This is a genomic window from Bacillus sp. AFS037270 (assembly GCF_002585305.1).
In genome coordinates, this window is record NZ_NUNF01000038.1 from 16,542 (window position 1) to 32,795 (window position 16,254).

Genomic DNA, 16,254 nt, shown 5'->3' on the forward strand with positions numbered 1-16,254 from the left:
CATGTTCGAACAAGAAGAAATGCTGATTCAGCAGCTGTTTGATGAGGAAAAATTAACCGAAAAGCAAAGGAAAATACTCCTTGCGGCGATTGAATCCTTTTCTGAAAAGGGGTATGCCTCCACTTCGACAAGTGAAATTGCTAAAAAGGCCGGGGTAGCGGAAGGAACGATTTTCCGTCATTATAAAACCAAAAAGGATTTATTGATGGCAATCGTAGTTCCCATTATGGCAAAGGTGGTCGGCCCCTATATCATAAATGATTTTGATAAGGTCTTAAACCAGCAGTACGACCGCGTCGAGGATTTTCTCAGGGCAACGATTGAGAACCGCAGGGACGTCTTAAAGAAACTTCTCCCTGTGGTTAAAATTATGCTTCAGGAGATTCCCTTCCAACCGGAATTAAGAGAACAATTTATTGACTTGATTGCAAAAAACTTATTTGGCCGTGTTTCACATATCATTGAAGGTTATCAGCAAAAAGGGCAAATTATTGAAATGCCTGCAGTTAGTGTCGCTCGCCTTGTAATTACTAGTGTAATGGGCTACTTATTTTCACGGTATATTCTGTTCCCGGATGCCCCCTGGGATGATGAATTGGAAACAGAGCGTACGATACAATTTATCATGCATGGGTTAGGGAAAGGAAAATAAATTTTGATTGGTCCCTCCCTAATTTCAAATACAGTTTGATCTGATAGGAGCAGAACCGATGAATTATCGAATTGTTGAAAGAGAAGGTTTTCAAGTAACAGGCATTAAGTGTGAGTTTTCCTGTGTGAATGGTGAAAATCTAAAAGAAATCCCTAAAATGTGGGACGGTGTTCATGCAGATGGCACGAATGACTTATTAGTGAGGCTTAATAATGGAAAAATTAACGGAGTTGTGGGTGTCTGTGTAGACAAACGGTCTGAGCTGCCTGATTTAATGGATTACTGGATCGCAGCTGAATATGAAGGTCCCCAGCCGGAAGGTTTAGAGATACTTAATATTCCGGCCGCCAAGTGGGGGGTCTTTGAAGTTCGTGGTGCAATGCCAGACTCCATGCAGAATGCTTGGAAACAGATATTCTCAGAATGGTTTCCTTCTAGCCATTATGAGCATGCAGCGGGTCCTGAGTTAGAAGTATATTCCGCGGGTGATCCTTGGAGCCCAGATTATTACTCTGAGATATGGATACCGCTAAAATAATACTAACTAGAAAAGCGATGCTTCTTACGCATCGCTTTTTCCATTATAATTGTTCGTTACGTTCTAATCTGCGCTAAGCAATCTAAAATCTGATTACTTGTGCTTTTGAATTTTTTTAAAAACCAACCGTCATCTTATCCGGATGGGAGCCTGCACGACTATCTTGATTTAATCCATCAATTCTATCCATATCCTCTTGGGTTAACTCAAAATCAAAGACATCGGCATTCTCGATAATGCGATGCTCTTTAATAGATTTTGGAATCGTCACTACTTCATTCTGAAGATCCCAGCGCAGGATGACTTGAGCCAAAGATTTATTGTACTTCTGGGCGATATCCACCAGAACTGGCTCGCTGAGAAGCTGCCCTTGTTTTAAAGGCGACCAGGCTTCAAGTTGGATGCCTTCCTTTTTACAAAAAGTGTGAAGCTCCTTTTGTGTTAAATGAGGATGGTACTCAACCTGGTTCACCATTGGTTTAATTTCAGCAGAACTAATTAAATCTTCTAAATGGTGGATTTGGAAGTTGCTTACGCCGATAGCGCGTACTCGTCCTTCATTATATAGTTTTTCAAATGCTCTCCACGTATCTTTGTATTTATCTTTTCCCGGCCAATGAATTAAATAAAGGTCCAGATAATCGAGCCCAAGCTTGTTAAGGCTGGTTTCAAAAGCCTCTAGTGTGGATTCGTATCCCTGTTCAGAATTCCAAAGCTTTGTCGTAATAAACAACTCCGCGCGGGGAATGCCTGACTCTTTAATTCCTTGACCTACGCCTTCTTCATTGCCGTAAATCGCTGCTGTATCGATGCTGACGTATCCGTTCCGTAAAGCGGCTTTAACAGATTCAACAACTTCTTCGCCTTCCTTTACCTTAAACACGCCTAATCCCATCCATGGCATTTTCACGCCGTTATGTAAGGTGGTCGTATCTTTTAAATTAGCCGGCATCAACTTCTCCTCCTTAACAATCATTTTCCTCTTGCAGCTTGTACCTTTTGAATATACTGTTGTGCATACTCAGTGATTTTTTCATATTCCCCTGTTTTAGCAGGTGCAACTAAATTTCCTCCTACACCCACTGCTACACAGCCATTCTTGATCCATTTATCAACATTCTCCAAATCAACTCCGCCGGTTGGCATAATATTAATTTGTGGAAGCGGCGCTTTGACAGCCTTAACAAAATCCGGACCAAAGGCACTGCCAGGGAACAGTTTCACGATATCCACACCTGCTTCTAAAGCACGCTTCATTTCAGTAAGCGTCATACAGCCTGGCATATAAGGAATTTGATAAAGATTACATAGTGTTGCCGTTGCTTCATCAAATGCTGGGCTTACTACAAACTGGGCTCCAGCTAAAATCGCAATTCGGGCCGTTGCCGCATCAAGGACCGTTCCTGCACCAATCACAACTTCAGAATTATCCTGATAAAGCGTTGCCAATTCTTTAATCACTTCATCCGCGCCTTGGACTGTAAAGGTAACCTCAATCCCTTGAATGCCTCCCTTCACACAGGCTTCAGAGATGTTGACTGCCTCTTCCTTAGAATCAGCACGGACAACTGCGACTACTCCACAATCTACAACTTTTGATAAAATATCGATCTTTTTCAGCACGCTGATCACCACTTTCAATCTATTTTTCACTAATAATCTACTTCCATAGTATAAACCTATTTTATAGTTTAACGAAAGTATCTACTTACCTATGATAACTTAGTTTTATAATAGACAAAAAAATGGAACCCAGCTTAAAAGCTAGGTTCACTCCTAGTACCTACTTAATTTAGTGTTTTCCCGGGTCAAATGGTTTCCTTATATTAGATAATAGTAAAAAACGGCAGGACGATAAGGGTTAGACAAAGAAAAAAAACAGCAGCTGCGCTAAATTTCTGTTTCCCCTTCCATAAGGTAACGCCAAAACCAAAAGTATAGACAGTAATAACAAACAGAACAATATAGGTCAATAAAAGCATACTATCCCCCTACCTTTAATGGTTTTACTGGCTGCTTTCCGTAGTCAATAATCTCTACTTCCGGTTTGACAATAATCTCTGCCTTTAAAAACGATTTTCCCCAGTTGAATTTTTCAAACTCCTGAATCGTTAAAAAATAGCGCCGGGCATAAAGCGGTAACGGATAGGGTACACCCTTTAATTCCTGTTGAGATTTACTAAATAAATTTTCATTCAGTACTTTGATTTCTCTTATAATACGTTGTTTTAAAATCCGCCTATTTTTTTCTGATGCGAAGCCAACCATAGATGGATTAGTCATAATTTCAACTTTTAAAGGGATGGTAATAATAATTTGGGGCTTGTTTCTTTTTAAATTCATTTTCACCTTATTATTTTCCCTTTTCATAATTCTTGCAGCGAAATTCCTCTCCTTATTTGAAAAAGGATTTGGGAAATCAACTAATATATCTTTGATGTCGGTTGTATCGTCCAGGATATTGACAATTCGAGTTTCCCGGCCAGTTAACTTATTAATCATCACACCATTTTTAAAAACAGCCGATCCAATAAATTGTGTATCATCCAGCTCCCCGCTTGCATTCACTTCTCCGGCCATATATTCATCCTCAGTTCTAATCTTAGGATTTTTATCCTTTTTAGCAGTCGTGTACATCGCCAAATAAAGGTCTGTTCCTCTTTCTAGCGTTTTAAAATAACGGAATAACGTAGAATCCGGGATCATACCATTTGCAATCCCGTGGTCGACCATATATTGAAAATACTTATGCGGCCTAGTTTCCATTTTCGGTTTATTTTCTATAAAATAGTCACTTGCATTTTCTTTGGAAACTGCTAAATAAGTATTCTGGCGGATTTCTTTATCCATTTGGGTATCCATAATCGTATTAACAAACTTTTTTTCTTTTGCATATGCTTCAGAGACAATAATAATTCTTAGGAATTCGTAACTAATTTTTCGGGAGATAATCGCATTGGCCGTCCCTTTAGCAGCAATAAAATCATTTACATCAAACGAAATGACTTCTCGGGGCTTTTCGGTTGAACCTCCGCCGCCTTGCATACTGCCAACCTCAGGGTTAGCAAGCAGCATAGTTACTTTAATTTCCCCTTTGTGTTCGGACCTATCAATGCCTAATCCAATAACATAGGAGCGATCTTCTAGTTCCTTACGATCCCAGCAGCCAGTTAATAAGCACACAACAACTAGAAATAACAATCCTTTACATACTATTCCTGTTTTTTGCATGTTTAAATTCTCCTCTTAACACAGCAGCTAACCAAAGTATCACTGAAATAATGGTAAACACAGGGCCCACAGCCGCTATAACAACTAATTTAGACTGAGCAATCTCTATACTCGATTCCGGCATACTTCCAATTAATAAATAAATCATAGCTAAAGCTGGGATTAAGTATTCAATATCTTTAATTTTAAAAATATGGCCAAACATCATTCCATTAATATATAAAAAGACTGTAAAACGAATAAATGCTGACAAAATCCAAATGACAAAAAAGATAATTTCCACATTTGGAAGGTAGCTTCCCAAGGATATAAAACGAATTAGTGTATGGAATGGATAACCAATCGTACCTAATGACGTATCAAACAAACAAATATAAACCAAAACGGCTACACTTAATTGGAAGGTGATAAATAAGTATGATATCCATGTACCTTTCCGGACTTCTTTTCTGGAGCGTACAAAAGGGATAATCATTGTAAGAAGAAAAAAGTCAGCAAAAAGACTTAGCCCGCGAACACTATCTTTTATTATTTTAAATGGCCCTGGCCCTAAAATAGGAAACACTGCGCGAATGGAACTGCTTTGGGTACTTAACAGTAAGGCAATACATAAGAAAATGACAAAATAGAAAACAATGAGATAGGAAACGGAGCCAATATGCTGAATTCCTTTTTTGGCACCGTAAGCACATACGGCCATTAATATGGCATAAATGACAAATGTAGGTGTGGTTGGAAAATAAAATGTCCGAACGATATTGGTATAGGTTCTAGTATCGAATGAAATTCCAATCGAGCTAATAAGGAAAATAAGAAGGCAGACACTGATACCCGTGTATTTACCAAGTAGTTTTACGATTACAGAAAATAGATCCTTGTTTTGATACAGCAAAAGAGTCTTATTCAATAAAAGGAACGGAATAAAGAAAATACCTGCGGCCAGAATTGGAATCATCCATGCAGCATTTTGTACTCCCTTGTAAAGCATGGCCGGTGTATCCTCGGTTGCCTTAGCCCCGGCCATTAAAATAGAGATGGATACATATTCACGAATACCAAGCTTTCTTTGCTGTTGAACCATATATTTTTATCCCTTTCTTTGTCTTGCTATATCCTTAGGTTTTAAATAACCCGGGCGAAACCTTTCTTTAAATGGAACATGGCGGATAATTAAATCCTTAGATGATATGAAATGCGGAGTCATCGGTGCAAAGTAAGGAGTACCAAAGGATTCCAACGAAACTAGATAAAACAATCCAAATATAAATAATGATGTTGCCCCATAGATTCCCATCGTTCCTGACGCAAAAATAAACAAAAAACGGGTTATACGTATAGCAAAGTTAAGACTATGATCACTGATAATAAATGAACTTAGACCACTTAAGGCAATGACAATAATAACAATCGGACTAATCACATTGGCTTGAACAGCTGCTTGTCCTAAAATTAATGCGCCAACAATGCCAATCGTAGGTCCAATAGGTGAAGGAACTCGTAATCCTGCCTCTCTAATTAATTCAAAGGCAATTTCCATCATCAAGATTTCAATAACCGATGGAAAAGGAACACGTTCCCTTGTTCCAGCAATTGCCATTAATAAGTCCGGTGGAATCATCCCTACATGATAATTGGTAATTGCAATATAGAAGGAAGTCGAAAATGCGGCAATAAACATCGCCAAGAATCGTAAAATTCGGATAAAATTTCCATATGGTACCCTAAGATAGTGATCCTCCGGTGAATGGAGCATTGCCCAAAAGGTAGTTGGCAAAACCAAACAGCTTGGCGAGTTCGACATCAATAAAATAATATGACCTTCTTCGATAAAGGAGGCTGCCCGGTCAGGACGCTCTGTATACAACAGGGTTGGAAACAGAGATCTCGGCCGCTCTTCAAGATATTGTCCTAAAATACTTAAATCGAGTACCTTATCCGTATCAAGTGCGGCTAATTTGTCCTTTATGTTTTCGAGAATTTCATCGTTTGCTAAATCTTTTTGATAAATAAGGAAGACATCATTCCTTGATCTTTTCGAAACAACCTGTGACTCCACAATCAGATTTTCATTCTTTATCTTTTTACGGATTAAGGCTATATTATCGATGACTTTTTCATTGAAGGCTTCCTTTGCCCCTATGACAATTACCTCATTATCCGACTTCTCTATTCCCCTGCCGCGGATATTGGTTGTTTCAAATAAATAACATTTCTTGTCACCATCAATAAAAAGAGCAGTAATCCCACCCGTAACAAACTCTGTAATTTCTCCTATGTTGGTCGCTGTCTTTTCCATGGAGTACGAGGTTATATCTTGAATCCTTCCAGAAGGCTGTTCGCTTTTGATTAATTTCTCGATGATGGTTTCCTGAATATTTTCGATATCCACCATCGTACTGATAAAAATAAGAAAAGCGCGACGGTCTAGTGACCTGATTGTAAACTCACGAACCTTGACATCGGTATTTTTCGGGACACTAAATATGGATTTAAAGATTTCTAAGTTATGTTCATAATTACTGCTTATATCTTGGCCTTTTAGGTCGATTTCTTTTTGATTTGATTTTTCATTAAAATGTGGTTCAGTATTGAATTTTTTCAGAAGCATGTTGAGAATTGTTTTCTTCATCATGAACCACCCCTAATTTTTATATAGTTTTCCAACTTTAGGTGTCTTTATGTATGTAAGGAAAGGTTTGGAATAATTGAATATAGAGTGATTTTTCTATAGGATAAGAAAAGTGAAAACTTTTTATGAATAGAGGGATTTTAAGATGAACGTACTATGGGATTTTGACGGCACCCTTTTTGACACATATCCTGCACTGGTGGAGGGTTTCATCAGTTTAAGCCAAAGAAACTTGGATCGTACCGAGGTTTTAAGTTGGCTTAAGAAGGATTCAAAAACAGCCTTTAAACATTATGGAATATCTGAAGATTTGCGGGGTGAATATCAGCGGTTATATAATATGCACTCTGTAAACAGCCTGCCTTTTGATCATATTGAGGAAGTCTTGAACGCGGTCGATCAAAATGTGATTGTGACACATCGCGAGAAGGAATCAACTTTGATGCTTCTTGAGAAATTCGATTTATTAAAATACTTCCAAGAGGTAGTTTCTGTTGAAGAACAAGGGTTTACAAGAAAGCCGCATACTGCTTCCTATGAATACGTACTCAAAACACGCCACATCGATTTGGTCGTTGGTGACCGGGATTTGGATTTAATACCGGCACGTGGATTAAAAATTAAAACAGTTGCGTTCCAGAATCCTAACATCACTGCCGATTTTCATATTGATCATTATGCTGATTTTATCCCGAAGGTTCTCCATCACTTATAGAAAACGGTTCAGATTTTCACATCTAGAATAAATCTCAACCAAAAAGAACAAACTATCCCAAACAAATCATCGTTTGGGAGTAACGTATGTCAGTGTTTTTAGAAATAATTATTAGAACCTTTACCGCCTTTATCATGTTATGGATTTTTGTACATATTCTCGGAAAACGAACTATCTTTCAAAAAACCTATCATTTGTTTATCGCAACCATTACCATGGGTACGATAGCGGGAAATTTAACCTTTAATTATAAAATAAAATTTATCTATTTTATCCTTTCGTTTGTCATTATGGGATCCGTTATATTCATCTTAAATATACTTTCAGTCAAAAGCCAACGCTTTCGCGAACGAATCGCGGGAAAACCTGTTACACTCATACAGGAGGGAAAAATACTAGAAGCATCTCTTCAGAAAACTGGCTTTTCAATCGATATGCTGAAACAGGCATTACGGGGGAAAGATATCTTTAATATTGACGAAGTCGATTGGGCCATATTAGAGGTAAATGGCTCCCTATCCGTTTTAAAAAAAGCAGAATATCAGAATATCACCCGAAAAGATGTAAATCTGAATCCGCCATCTTACAAAGTCCCAGTAGAATTAATTATGGACGGTGCGATTTTATCGGATAACCTCTCAAATGCCACCTACAACGAAGAATGGCTCAATAAAGAACTAAAGAAAAGAAATACCCAGGTTTCCGAAATCGCCTACGCTGTCGTAGGGACAAAAGGAAACTTATATATTGATTTATATCAAGACAGCCAGCAGCCATCAAATTGATGGCTGTTATTTTTTAAAGAAATCCTTTGAAAAACTATTGTGAAAAGATTTATATTATGATTCGATAGAATATAACAAAAGGGGGGTAGACATGAAAGGAAAAATGAGACTCATCACGACCATGCTCATCTTTGGAAGCATTGGGGTGTTTGTAAAAAATATTGAGATGTCTTCAAGTGAAATTGCGTTTTTAAGAGGGATAATTGGAAGCCTGTTTCTTCTTGTTGCTAGTTTTTTACTTAAACATAAGCCATCGTTTAAAGCATTAAAAGAAAATGCACTCCTGCTCTTACTATCAGGAGGAGCCATCGGGCTGAATTGGATCTTCTTATTTGAATCTTATCGGTACACAACCATCTCAAATGCCACCATTAGCTATTACTTCGCTCCCATCTTTGTCATGATCCTGGCTCCATGGGTTCTAAAGGAAAAACTGACCAGTGTAAAGATTGGCTGTATTATAGCAGCTATGATCGGCCTGTTTTTAATTGTAAATCCTGGGGGAGAAGGCCAAAACCATACTCTTGGCATATTCTATGGTCTGTTAGCAGCGGCACTATATGCAAGTGTCATTATAATGAACAAATTTATAAAAAACCTATCTGGCTTTGAAATTACATTAGTTCAACTAATGGCCGCAGCCATTGTGCTATTACCTTATATCGGGTGGCAAGGGAATCTTACTTTCTCAGGGATAAGCTCCACCTCCATTAACTTTATTCTGATCTTGGGTGTCGTTCACACAGGATTGGCTTATTTTTTATATTTCACCTCAATTCAAGAGCTAAAGGGCTCCACCATCGCAGTCCTAAGTTATATAGATCCCATTTCCGCTGTTATCATCGCGGCGATTTTCTTAGGTGAAAGTATAACGGTTATTCAAATGATTGGCGGTGTTCTGATCCTCGGCTCCACCTTTTTAAGTGAAAAACTAGAGTTAAAATTGAATAAAGAAAGTAAGACTCCCACTACATCTCCGTAATGGGAGTCTTATTTTTAGTTGATTCAAAGGATGTTCATAATTCTGTAAAAACATTTCGAACAAACTTTGAACTTATCCCTATTGCCATGTTTTTAATGTAAAAAAAGAATATAGTAGAACCATAAAGAGAAAACAAATTTTGAAGGGTGGAATCATTTATGTTTAACAAATTTTTAAGAGAGAATAAAATTGCAGCAGTTATCTTAACTGTTTTACGTTTATACCTTGGCTACTCTTGGATCACCGCAGGAATTGGAAAATTATCTAGCGGAGGGTTCGATGCTTCTGGATTCTTAAAAGGAGCTATAGCCAACCCTGTAAAAGGTCCGGACGGCGCAGTCGTATTTGGCTGGTATGTTGACTTCCTAAAACACATTGCACTGCCAAACGTTGATATCTTTAACGTTATTGTACCTGTTGGTGAAACTTTAATTGGTTTAGGCTTAATCCTTGGCTGCTTAACAACAACAGCAATGTTCTTTGGTCTTATGATGAACTTCTCTTTCTTCTTAGCAGGAACTGTATCTCATAATCCTAGAGACATCTTCTTAGGCTTCATCATCTTAACTGCTGGTTATAACGCTGGTAGAATCGGTTTAGACCGCTGGGTAGTTCCTTTCTTTAGAAAAATGGGTAACAAAAAAATGCTGGTGCTGAAAAATCAAAAGCAATAGTGTAAATACAGCTCAACAAAAAAGACGATTCGGGATCCCGAACCGTCTTTTTTATGCTAACTATTTATTAAATCGGTTCCATATGAGTTATCGATGGCACATAACCATTTTCCTTGTGTATTCTTCTTAAACACATATGTTGCTCTTCGATCCATTGAGAACTCCGAGTCCTTTTTTTCGGTATCAAGCAGCGTTTGAGAAATAACCAAAGCGGTGTCTCCGGCTTCTAAGATAATCATTTCCCCCTGTGTTGGTACAAGACTGTTATTAAAATACTTAGCGATAGCAATGAATGCTTTTTTGATTTCCTCCCTGCCTCTAGCAACCATGCCAGGCTTTACGACCAAAATGGCATCCTCCGTGTAATACTTCATTAACGTATCAAAATCTTTCTGCTTTATGGCCTCGTCACACTTCTTAATAAACTTTTTCAATTCATGTTCCATCTCTTTTCCCTCCCCTTAAAACATTTACATTTTAATACTATTTTAATAGACAATTAATATGCCCATAACAATTAAGACATAGTTTGTTAACATTGGTCCTTTAAACTAAATGTTAGTGGGGATAGCATGCGTGGCTATCATGGTATTTGGCGTAGGCGGAGCCGGTACTAGTGGGGACGGGAAGATTGAATAACGATTAAGTTATGGTGTTGTCAATATCCCAGTATTTTATTTTTTGGCCAATTTTGTTTTTTCACAAAAAACTCAATTAAATAGTTGGTATACTTCATCTCCTTCTAGAAACGATAAGAATGGAGGTGAAATAAACCTATGAAAAATGAAAACAATGGCGGAGGAAACCAAATGAAATATAGTATTTGGAATACTCGTACCGAAGAAAACATTAATATAACGAAAGAGAAAATTACCGATGCTTTAGAGCATTCCCCTATGGAGTCAAAATCAACAGAAGAACAACATGACTATAAGCAGCCGTAAAAGGTTGCTTTAGTTTCTCCCTAAATGCTTCAAGCCATTCTGAATCATCCTCGACTTCTCCTGACTCTCTTTACCACCGCCAAACTTAAATACCACAATCCCCGCCACGATCACCAATACCCCAAGCAAATGCTTAAATGTAAAAGGAACCTTATCTAACCCCAGAAAACCCATGGAATCCCACCATAATGCAAACCCGAGCTGTGAGATTAAGGCGATTGAAACGGCAATTGTTGGTCCGAGCCTCTTAATTCCTTGAACGATACAGGTAACCACTCCTACTCCAATTACCCCGCTCATCCAATACCAAGGCTTCATTCCATGCAGCTGAAACAACTTTCCCCCTTCAAAAATCAGCCCCATCGTCAACGAAGCTAGGAATCCAAGTCCCAGCACCAGCGTAGTCGTCGCCCAAGAACCTGCGCGTTCATTGACCTTACTGTTAAATATATTTTGCAAACTAACTAACGAACCTGCTATTAACGCGAAAATCAATCCTACTATCATCCAATCCTCTCCTAACCTTTATTCGTAAATATTGCCCCCGGTAAGCTTCCTTAATCCCTCTAAGTCCTTTACGAGAATAAAGCCTCTATTCCTCTCAATCAGACCCTCCTCGCAAAACTGAGTGATCACTCGATTTAGATGCCGGTAACTTGTTCCAATTAAGTTTGCAGCATCTTTTATACTGAAAACCAACTCAGATTCCTCAACCGATACAGATAACAGGTAACTGGCCAGCCGTACTTCCACCGGATACATAATATTAAAACTCATTGATTTATTTTTAAGGTGAAATTTTTTCGTAATAATCTCTAATAAAAAATTGAGTAGTGGCGCATGATCATGTCCATATTGTTTCAACCAGCGATGATGAATACCAATCATCATCACCGATGATACCGCCTCAACCGTGTTGATAAAATCAATACCCTGTACGTATTCAAGGTCCCCAATCACCTCAAGCGGCGTTTTAAAAGAAAGGATAAGGGTTTTTCCCTCAGGCGAATTCGTATAGATTTTGAGCTTTCCTTCAACTAAGATATATAAATATCGAGACGGGTCACCTTGAGAGCAAATCAACTCTCCCTTATCAAAACTATACAGCGCTAGATGTGGAAGGAGCTGTTCCGTAAATATGGCATCGATTTGATGCATCTTGATATAAAACTCCAATTTCCCACGATCGTTGATTTCCATCATGCACTCCACCTCCAATTTAAAAACGAAGTATTACCACACCAGCAATCATCAAGCCAATTCCGATAAATTGAGGAAGCTTCATTTTTTGTTTTACCAGTCCAAACCAGCCATTACTATCAATGATAAAGGTTAACGTTAATTGCGCAATCAATATGGCAGAAATCGACAAGGTCACACCAATCTTCTGGATCGATGTGACGTTACCAAAAATGACAATCGCAGCAAACGCACCACCAGTTAAATATAAAGGATTGACCTGCTTGAATCCCTGCCATTTATTTTCACGAACGAATAAAGAGACTAGCAGGGCCACCACAAACCCGGTAAACTGGGTAATTGTTGCTGCCTGCCAGGTCCCAATATCATCACTTATCCGTGTATTTGCCACACCTTGCAGTGTAATAAAGGCCCCTCCTAAAATGGCAAATAAGCATCCTTTCATCTTGTATCTCTCCCTAAACTAGATTTACCTTTATTAAAAAGTATTTCTTCATGTTCAGGATAGGACATATGTCCTCAACTTATCATTTTATTTTCGTCATTAGGTATTAATTTCCAAAAACAATCAAGACTAACTATAGTATACCTAAAAATAGGAGTTATTTAGATGAGTCAAATAGCTTTAAATTACGCCATTCTATGTATTGCCTTTATAGGTAACGGATTAGGATGTTTTTTTATAATAAAAAAACAGGTCTTTCGTTATGGAATCGTGCTAATTATTAGTTTGATTATCACATCATGTTTGTGCCTGCTTTTTTATTGGATGGACTTTTATCGATTTGTCCTCCCTCTTCCGCTCGTACTGCCAGTGGTAGCCATAAGTTATAGCTTCCTAGCCTTGTTTATTATAAGATTTAGACCAAAGAGGAGAACCTTTCCATTTTTCTTTATCACTCTTACTTTGGTTTTTTCAATCGAAGTTTTTCTTAAGGACTTTGCAGGGTTTATAAGATTTAAAAACGGTTGGGATTATTGGGACTCCTATTCACTATATTGGGTTTTTACAAGGTTTTTTAACTATGTAGGAGTATACCTTGTACCTTTTAAATATCGAAATCCAATTAAATCAGACACTAAGGTATATTGGGGATTATTTTTATTGACAGTAATTTACGCTTGATTAGGAATATATATATTAAACCAAAATTTGGACTTAATGCTTTTTATTAACAGTCTGAAAATATCCAGCAAAGGGATATTACAAACAAAGATGTGTAATCTAGAATTGTTAATAGTTACATAAGAGTGAGGGATATTATGTACAGTCATATAGAAAAGATGGGCAGCAGATACCATTCATTAGAATTACATATATGGATGCAACAAGATGTATTTAGTATTCAATGGTGGACTATTGTCCTTTTAAATGCTTTATTTTTTATATTACTTATAATTTTAATTGATCGAAATAGAATATTGTTAATTTCTTTAGCGTTTGTAGTAAATTTTATTATTGTTGGTCTGGCAGATGAAATAGGTACTTTTTACGACCGTTGGAGTTATCCTCACCAATTATTAATATTTACTCACCGTTTAAATGCAGTCGATTTTGCGATCGTTCCCGTACTGATGGCTTTGTGTTATCAATTTTTCAGTAAATGGAAAGTTTATTTACTAGCTGAAGTTATTATTTCTACTGTAATGTGCTTTATAGGGATACCTGTTTTTGTTTATTTTAATATGTATAAGTTAGAAAATTGGAACTATCTATATTCATTTATAGTTACAATTCTTATGTTTATCCTTTCAAAAATGATCCTTGATTTTGTACGTAATAAAGCGAAAAGGTATTCACATTAAAACCTTGGATCCTTTCCTTTGTTCTTTGTTACAAAAAAATGAACGATTTATGATGGGGATGGCTTCCGCGATCCTTTTTTCAATTTACAAGGCGTTGTTAACTAATGAAACAAAAGAGATGGAATCCATCTCTTTCATATCTTGCATATTAATCCTAGTTTTGATTTTTAATTGGAAGGCTCACAAAAACCTGGGTCCCTTCCCCTTCATTACTGGTAATCCGGATTTTACCGGAATGGGTCTGAACAATCCACTTTGCTATCGAAAGCCCTAAACCAGACCCTTCTAAATGACGATTTCTCGATTTGTCACCACGATAATATCGATCGAATATATGGGGAAGATCTTCCCTCGGGATTCCAATACCTGTATCGATTATTTCAATAATGACACGTGAATTCTTACAGCTGGTTTTAACGAAAATGGCTCCATTTTCTTTTGTGTATTTCAGTGCATTATCTAATAGAATGAGGAACAATTGTTTTAATCTCTCTCTATCACCGATGATGCTGATGGGCTCAATGTCAGCTGTTATCCGGATATTTTTTACAATGGCTAGTGTATTAAAATCCTTTACCACCTGATGCAGGATGTCATCTAACTGGATGGTCTCTTGAATCAACTGCAGTTGATTCGAGTCTGACCGTGCTATGGTTAGTAAATCGGAGGACATCTTTGATAGGTAGTTAATTTCTTGAATTGCCTGATGTATGACCTCACTTTCCTGCTCAATACTATGGTCTGGATGGCGAAATAAGTGTTCCAAATTAAGTTTCATAACAGAAAGCGGAGTACGCAATTCATGTGAAGCATCTGAAACAAATTGCTGCTGCTTTTCCCAAGATTGCTTGATAGGGATTAAAGCTTTATTCGCAAGATAGATTCCCGCTAATACTGCGATAAAAACACTTAATAAAGATCCAAAACCAATGACCATCAGTAAATGAGATAACATTTCCTTTTCACGTCTGAGGTTATAGATCACCTGAATTTTTTGTACAGGTGAATAATTTTTATATGTTGATACAGATATGTTCATAAAGTGATAGGATTCAGTTCCAATTGTAATGGATTGAAGTCCTTCTTTATTTAACAACTTCGAAAAGCGTTCTGTATCTATTTTAGTAATCGAGTTTGTAGGGATAACTTTATTAAGTTTATGATCTTTCTCCCATAACAAATAGATAAGCCGATGATTCTCCTCCTTCTCTTGGTTGAACTCCTCCCCAAATTTCTCCTCCTCATGGAGTAAATGATCTTTCTTTTCCAAGATATTATTATCCACTTGATGGTACAAACTGTAGTGCATATATAGATAAATCGAAGCCCCAAAGATATTTTGGAGGATAAAAAAGACAAGTGCGTTCAAAACAACTAGCCTGAGTTTTGTTTTTTTAAACATCGGATTGACTACTCCTTCAACATATATCCCACGCCACGAATAGTCCGAATCAATTGATCATAACCAAAAGGAGCTAACTTTTTGCGTAAATAGTGGATATAAAGATCAACGATCGCGTCAGTCGTTTCTGATTCAATTCCCCATACTCTTTGAAAAATTTGGTCCCTCGTGAGGATTTGTTCTTTATTTTGAATCAAATAAAAGAGTAATTCATATTCCTTAATTGTCAATTTCAACACTTCTTGATGAATAAATCCTTCATGCTGATTTGTATCTAAGCGAATAGGACCATATATCATTTTCCCCTCTAATCCCATCTTCCCGGTCCTGCGAAGGAGCGACCTGACTCTCGCCAAGAACTCTTCAGTAGCAAAAGGTTTCACGATATAATCGTCCGCCCCAAGATCGAGCCCTTTTACTCGGTCCTCAATTCGGTCCTTAGCGGTAAGAAATAAGGTAGGTGTTTGAAATCCTTCGCTACGTAACTTTCTTATTAAGGAGAACCCATCCATTTTTGGGAGCATAATATCAAGTGTAATTAAATCGTATTCAAATGACGATGCCAAGAAATACCCTTCTTCTCCATTTTCTGCTTGGTCTACTTCATATTGTTCATCTTCTAAAATAGTTGAAATGATTCGTCTTAAAGGTAAATCATCTTCTACGACCAATACACGCATTTCCCTGCAACTCCTT

Annotated in this window: 20 protein-coding genes; 8 read left to right on the forward strand and 12 right to left on the reverse strand. The window is 37.5% G+C overall.

Going from position 1 to position 16,254, the window contains the following annotated elements; all coding sequences use genetic code 11:
• Position 1: 1 nt before the first annotated feature.
• Together COD92_RS18765 and COD92_RS18770 are read left to right on the forward strand one after the other, a co-directional pair.
• Positions 2-652, forward strand: coding sequence for a TetR/AcrR family transcriptional regulator (locus tag COD92_RS18765; RefSeq protein ID WP_098996441.1), 651 nt, complete (start codon positions 2-4; stop codon positions 650-652).
• 58 nt (positions 653-710) lie between these two features.
• Entirely contained in the window at positions 711-1,190 is a 480-nt protein-coding gene (locus COD92_RS18770; protein WP_098996442.1) for a GyrI-like domain-containing protein, read from the forward strand.
• Between the two features lie 115 nt (positions 1,191-1,305).
• On the opposite strand, the gene COD92_RS18775 is transcribed toward COD92_RS18770, so the two are convergent.
• The 6 genes from COD92_RS18775 to COD92_RS18795 form a co-directional block, all read right to left on the reverse strand.
• Positions 1,306-2,142: an aldo/keto reductase gene (locus COD92_RS18775; RefSeq protein ID WP_098996443.1), complete on the reverse strand. Its 837-nt coding sequence runs from the start codon at positions 2,140-2,142 to the stop codon at positions 1,306-1,308.
• Positions 2,143-2,162: 20 nt separating this feature from the next.
• Entirely contained in the window at positions 2,163-2,810 is a 648-nt protein-coding gene (locus COD92_RS18780; protein WP_098531051.1) for a bifunctional 4-hydroxy-2-oxoglutarate aldolase/2-dehydro-3-deoxy-phosphogluconate aldolase, read from the reverse strand.
• 206 nt (positions 2,811-3,016) lie between these two features.
• Positions 3,017-3,172, reverse strand: a complete 156-nt coding sequence (locus tag COD92_RS32110) for a hypothetical protein (RefSeq protein ID WP_176541237.1) — start codon at positions 3,170-3,172, stop codon at positions 3,017-3,019.
• A 1-nt stretch (position 3,173) separates the two neighbouring features.
• A complete protein-coding gene (locus COD92_RS18785; RefSeq protein ID WP_098996444.1) occupies positions 3,174-4,421 on the reverse strand; it encodes a Ger(x)C family spore germination protein in 1,248 nt (415 codons plus the stop codon).
• Positions 4,396-5,502 (reverse strand): GerAB/ArcD/ProY family transporter, encoded by a 1,107-nt coding sequence (locus COD92_RS18790; protein WP_098531023.1) that lies wholly within the window; start codon positions 5,500-5,502, stop codon positions 4,396-4,398. Before COD92_RS18790 ends, COD92_RS18785 begins: the two co-directional genes overlap by 26 nt.
• Positions 5,503-5,508: 6 nt before the next feature.
• Positions 5,509-7,050 (reverse strand): spore germination protein, encoded by a 1,542-nt coding sequence (locus COD92_RS18795; protein ID WP_098531022.1) that lies wholly within the window; start codon positions 7,048-7,050, stop codon positions 5,509-5,511.
• Between the two features lie 145 nt (positions 7,051-7,195).
• On the opposite strand from COD92_RS18795, the gene COD92_RS18800 reads away from it, so the two are divergent.
• The 4 genes from COD92_RS18800 (at position 7,196) to COD92_RS18815 (ending at position 10,206) form a co-directional block, all read left to right on the forward strand.
• Positions 7,196-7,765: an HAD hydrolase-like protein gene (locus tag COD92_RS18800; RefSeq protein ID WP_098996445.1), complete on the forward strand. Its 570-nt coding sequence runs from the start codon at positions 7,196-7,198 to the stop codon at positions 7,763-7,765.
• A gap of 86 nt (positions 7,766-7,851) precedes the next feature.
• Complete coding sequence (locus COD92_RS18805; protein ID WP_098996446.1) at positions 7,852-8,550, forward strand: DUF421 domain-containing protein; 699 nt, start codon at positions 7,852-7,854, stop codon at positions 8,548-8,550.
• A gap of 91 nt (positions 8,551-8,641) precedes the next feature.
• Entirely contained in the window at positions 8,642-9,532 is an 891-nt protein-coding gene (locus COD92_RS18810; RefSeq protein WP_098996447.1) for a DMT family transporter, read from the forward strand.
• Positions 9,533-9,690: 158 nt separating this feature from the next.
• Positions 9,691-10,206 carry a DoxX family membrane protein gene (locus tag COD92_RS18815; RefSeq protein ID WP_098996448.1) on the forward strand — a complete coding sequence of 172 codons (516 nt, stop codon included), beginning with the start codon at positions 9,691-9,693 and terminating at the stop codon, positions 10,204-10,206.
• A gap of 56 nt (positions 10,207-10,262) precedes the next feature.
• Here the strand turns inward: COD92_RS18815 and COD92_RS18820 are convergent, their stop codons facing one another.
• Positions 10,263-10,652 carry a YybH family protein gene (locus COD92_RS18820; RefSeq protein ID WP_098996449.1) on the reverse strand — a complete coding sequence of 130 codons (390 nt, stop codon included), beginning with the start codon at positions 10,650-10,652 and terminating at the stop codon, positions 10,263-10,265.
• 330 nt (positions 10,653-10,982) lie between these two features.
• On the opposite strand from COD92_RS18820, the gene COD92_RS32115 reads away from it, so the two are divergent.
• Positions 10,983-11,150, forward strand: coding sequence for a hypothetical protein (locus COD92_RS32115; RefSeq protein ID WP_176541236.1), 168 nt, complete (start codon positions 10,983-10,985; stop codon positions 11,148-11,150).
• Positions 11,151-11,159: 9 nt separating this feature from the next.
• Here the strand turns inward: COD92_RS32115 and COD92_RS18825 are convergent, their stop codons facing one another.
• From COD92_RS18825 to COD92_RS18835, 3 genes are read right to left on the reverse strand one after another with little or no spacing between them, the layout of a single operon-like run.
• Entirely contained in the window at positions 11,160-11,657 is a 498-nt protein-coding gene (locus tag COD92_RS18825) for a DMT family transporter (protein WP_098531016.1), read from the reverse strand.
• Positions 11,658-11,675: 18 nt separating this feature from the next.
• Positions 11,676-12,353 (reverse strand): Crp/Fnr family transcriptional regulator, encoded by a 678-nt coding sequence (locus tag COD92_RS18830; RefSeq protein WP_098996450.1) that lies wholly within the window; start codon positions 12,351-12,353, stop codon positions 11,676-11,678.
• Positions 12,354-12,369: 16 nt separating this feature from the next.
• Positions 12,370-12,795 (reverse strand): DMT family transporter, encoded by a 426-nt coding sequence (locus tag COD92_RS18835; protein ID WP_098531014.1) that lies wholly within the window; start codon positions 12,793-12,795, stop codon positions 12,370-12,372.
• A gap of 818 nt (positions 12,796-13,613) precedes the next feature.
• On the opposite strand from COD92_RS18835, the gene COD92_RS18845 reads away from it, so the two are divergent.
• Entirely contained in the window at positions 13,614-14,156 is a 543-nt protein-coding gene (locus tag COD92_RS18845; protein WP_098996452.1) for a CBO0543 family protein, read from the forward strand.
• 154 nt (positions 14,157-14,310) lie between these two features.
• Here the strand turns inward: COD92_RS18845 and COD92_RS18850 are convergent, their stop codons facing one another.
• A complete protein-coding gene (locus COD92_RS18850) occupies positions 14,311-15,558 on the reverse strand; it encodes a sensor histidine kinase (protein WP_098996453.1) in 1,248 nt (415 codons plus the stop codon).
• Positions 15,559-15,566: 8 nt separating this feature from the next.
• Positions 15,567-16,238, reverse strand: a complete 672-nt coding sequence (locus COD92_RS18855) for a response regulator transcription factor (RefSeq protein WP_098531010.1) — start codon at positions 16,236-16,238, stop codon at positions 15,567-15,569.
• Positions 16,239-16,254 lie beyond the last annotated feature (16 nt).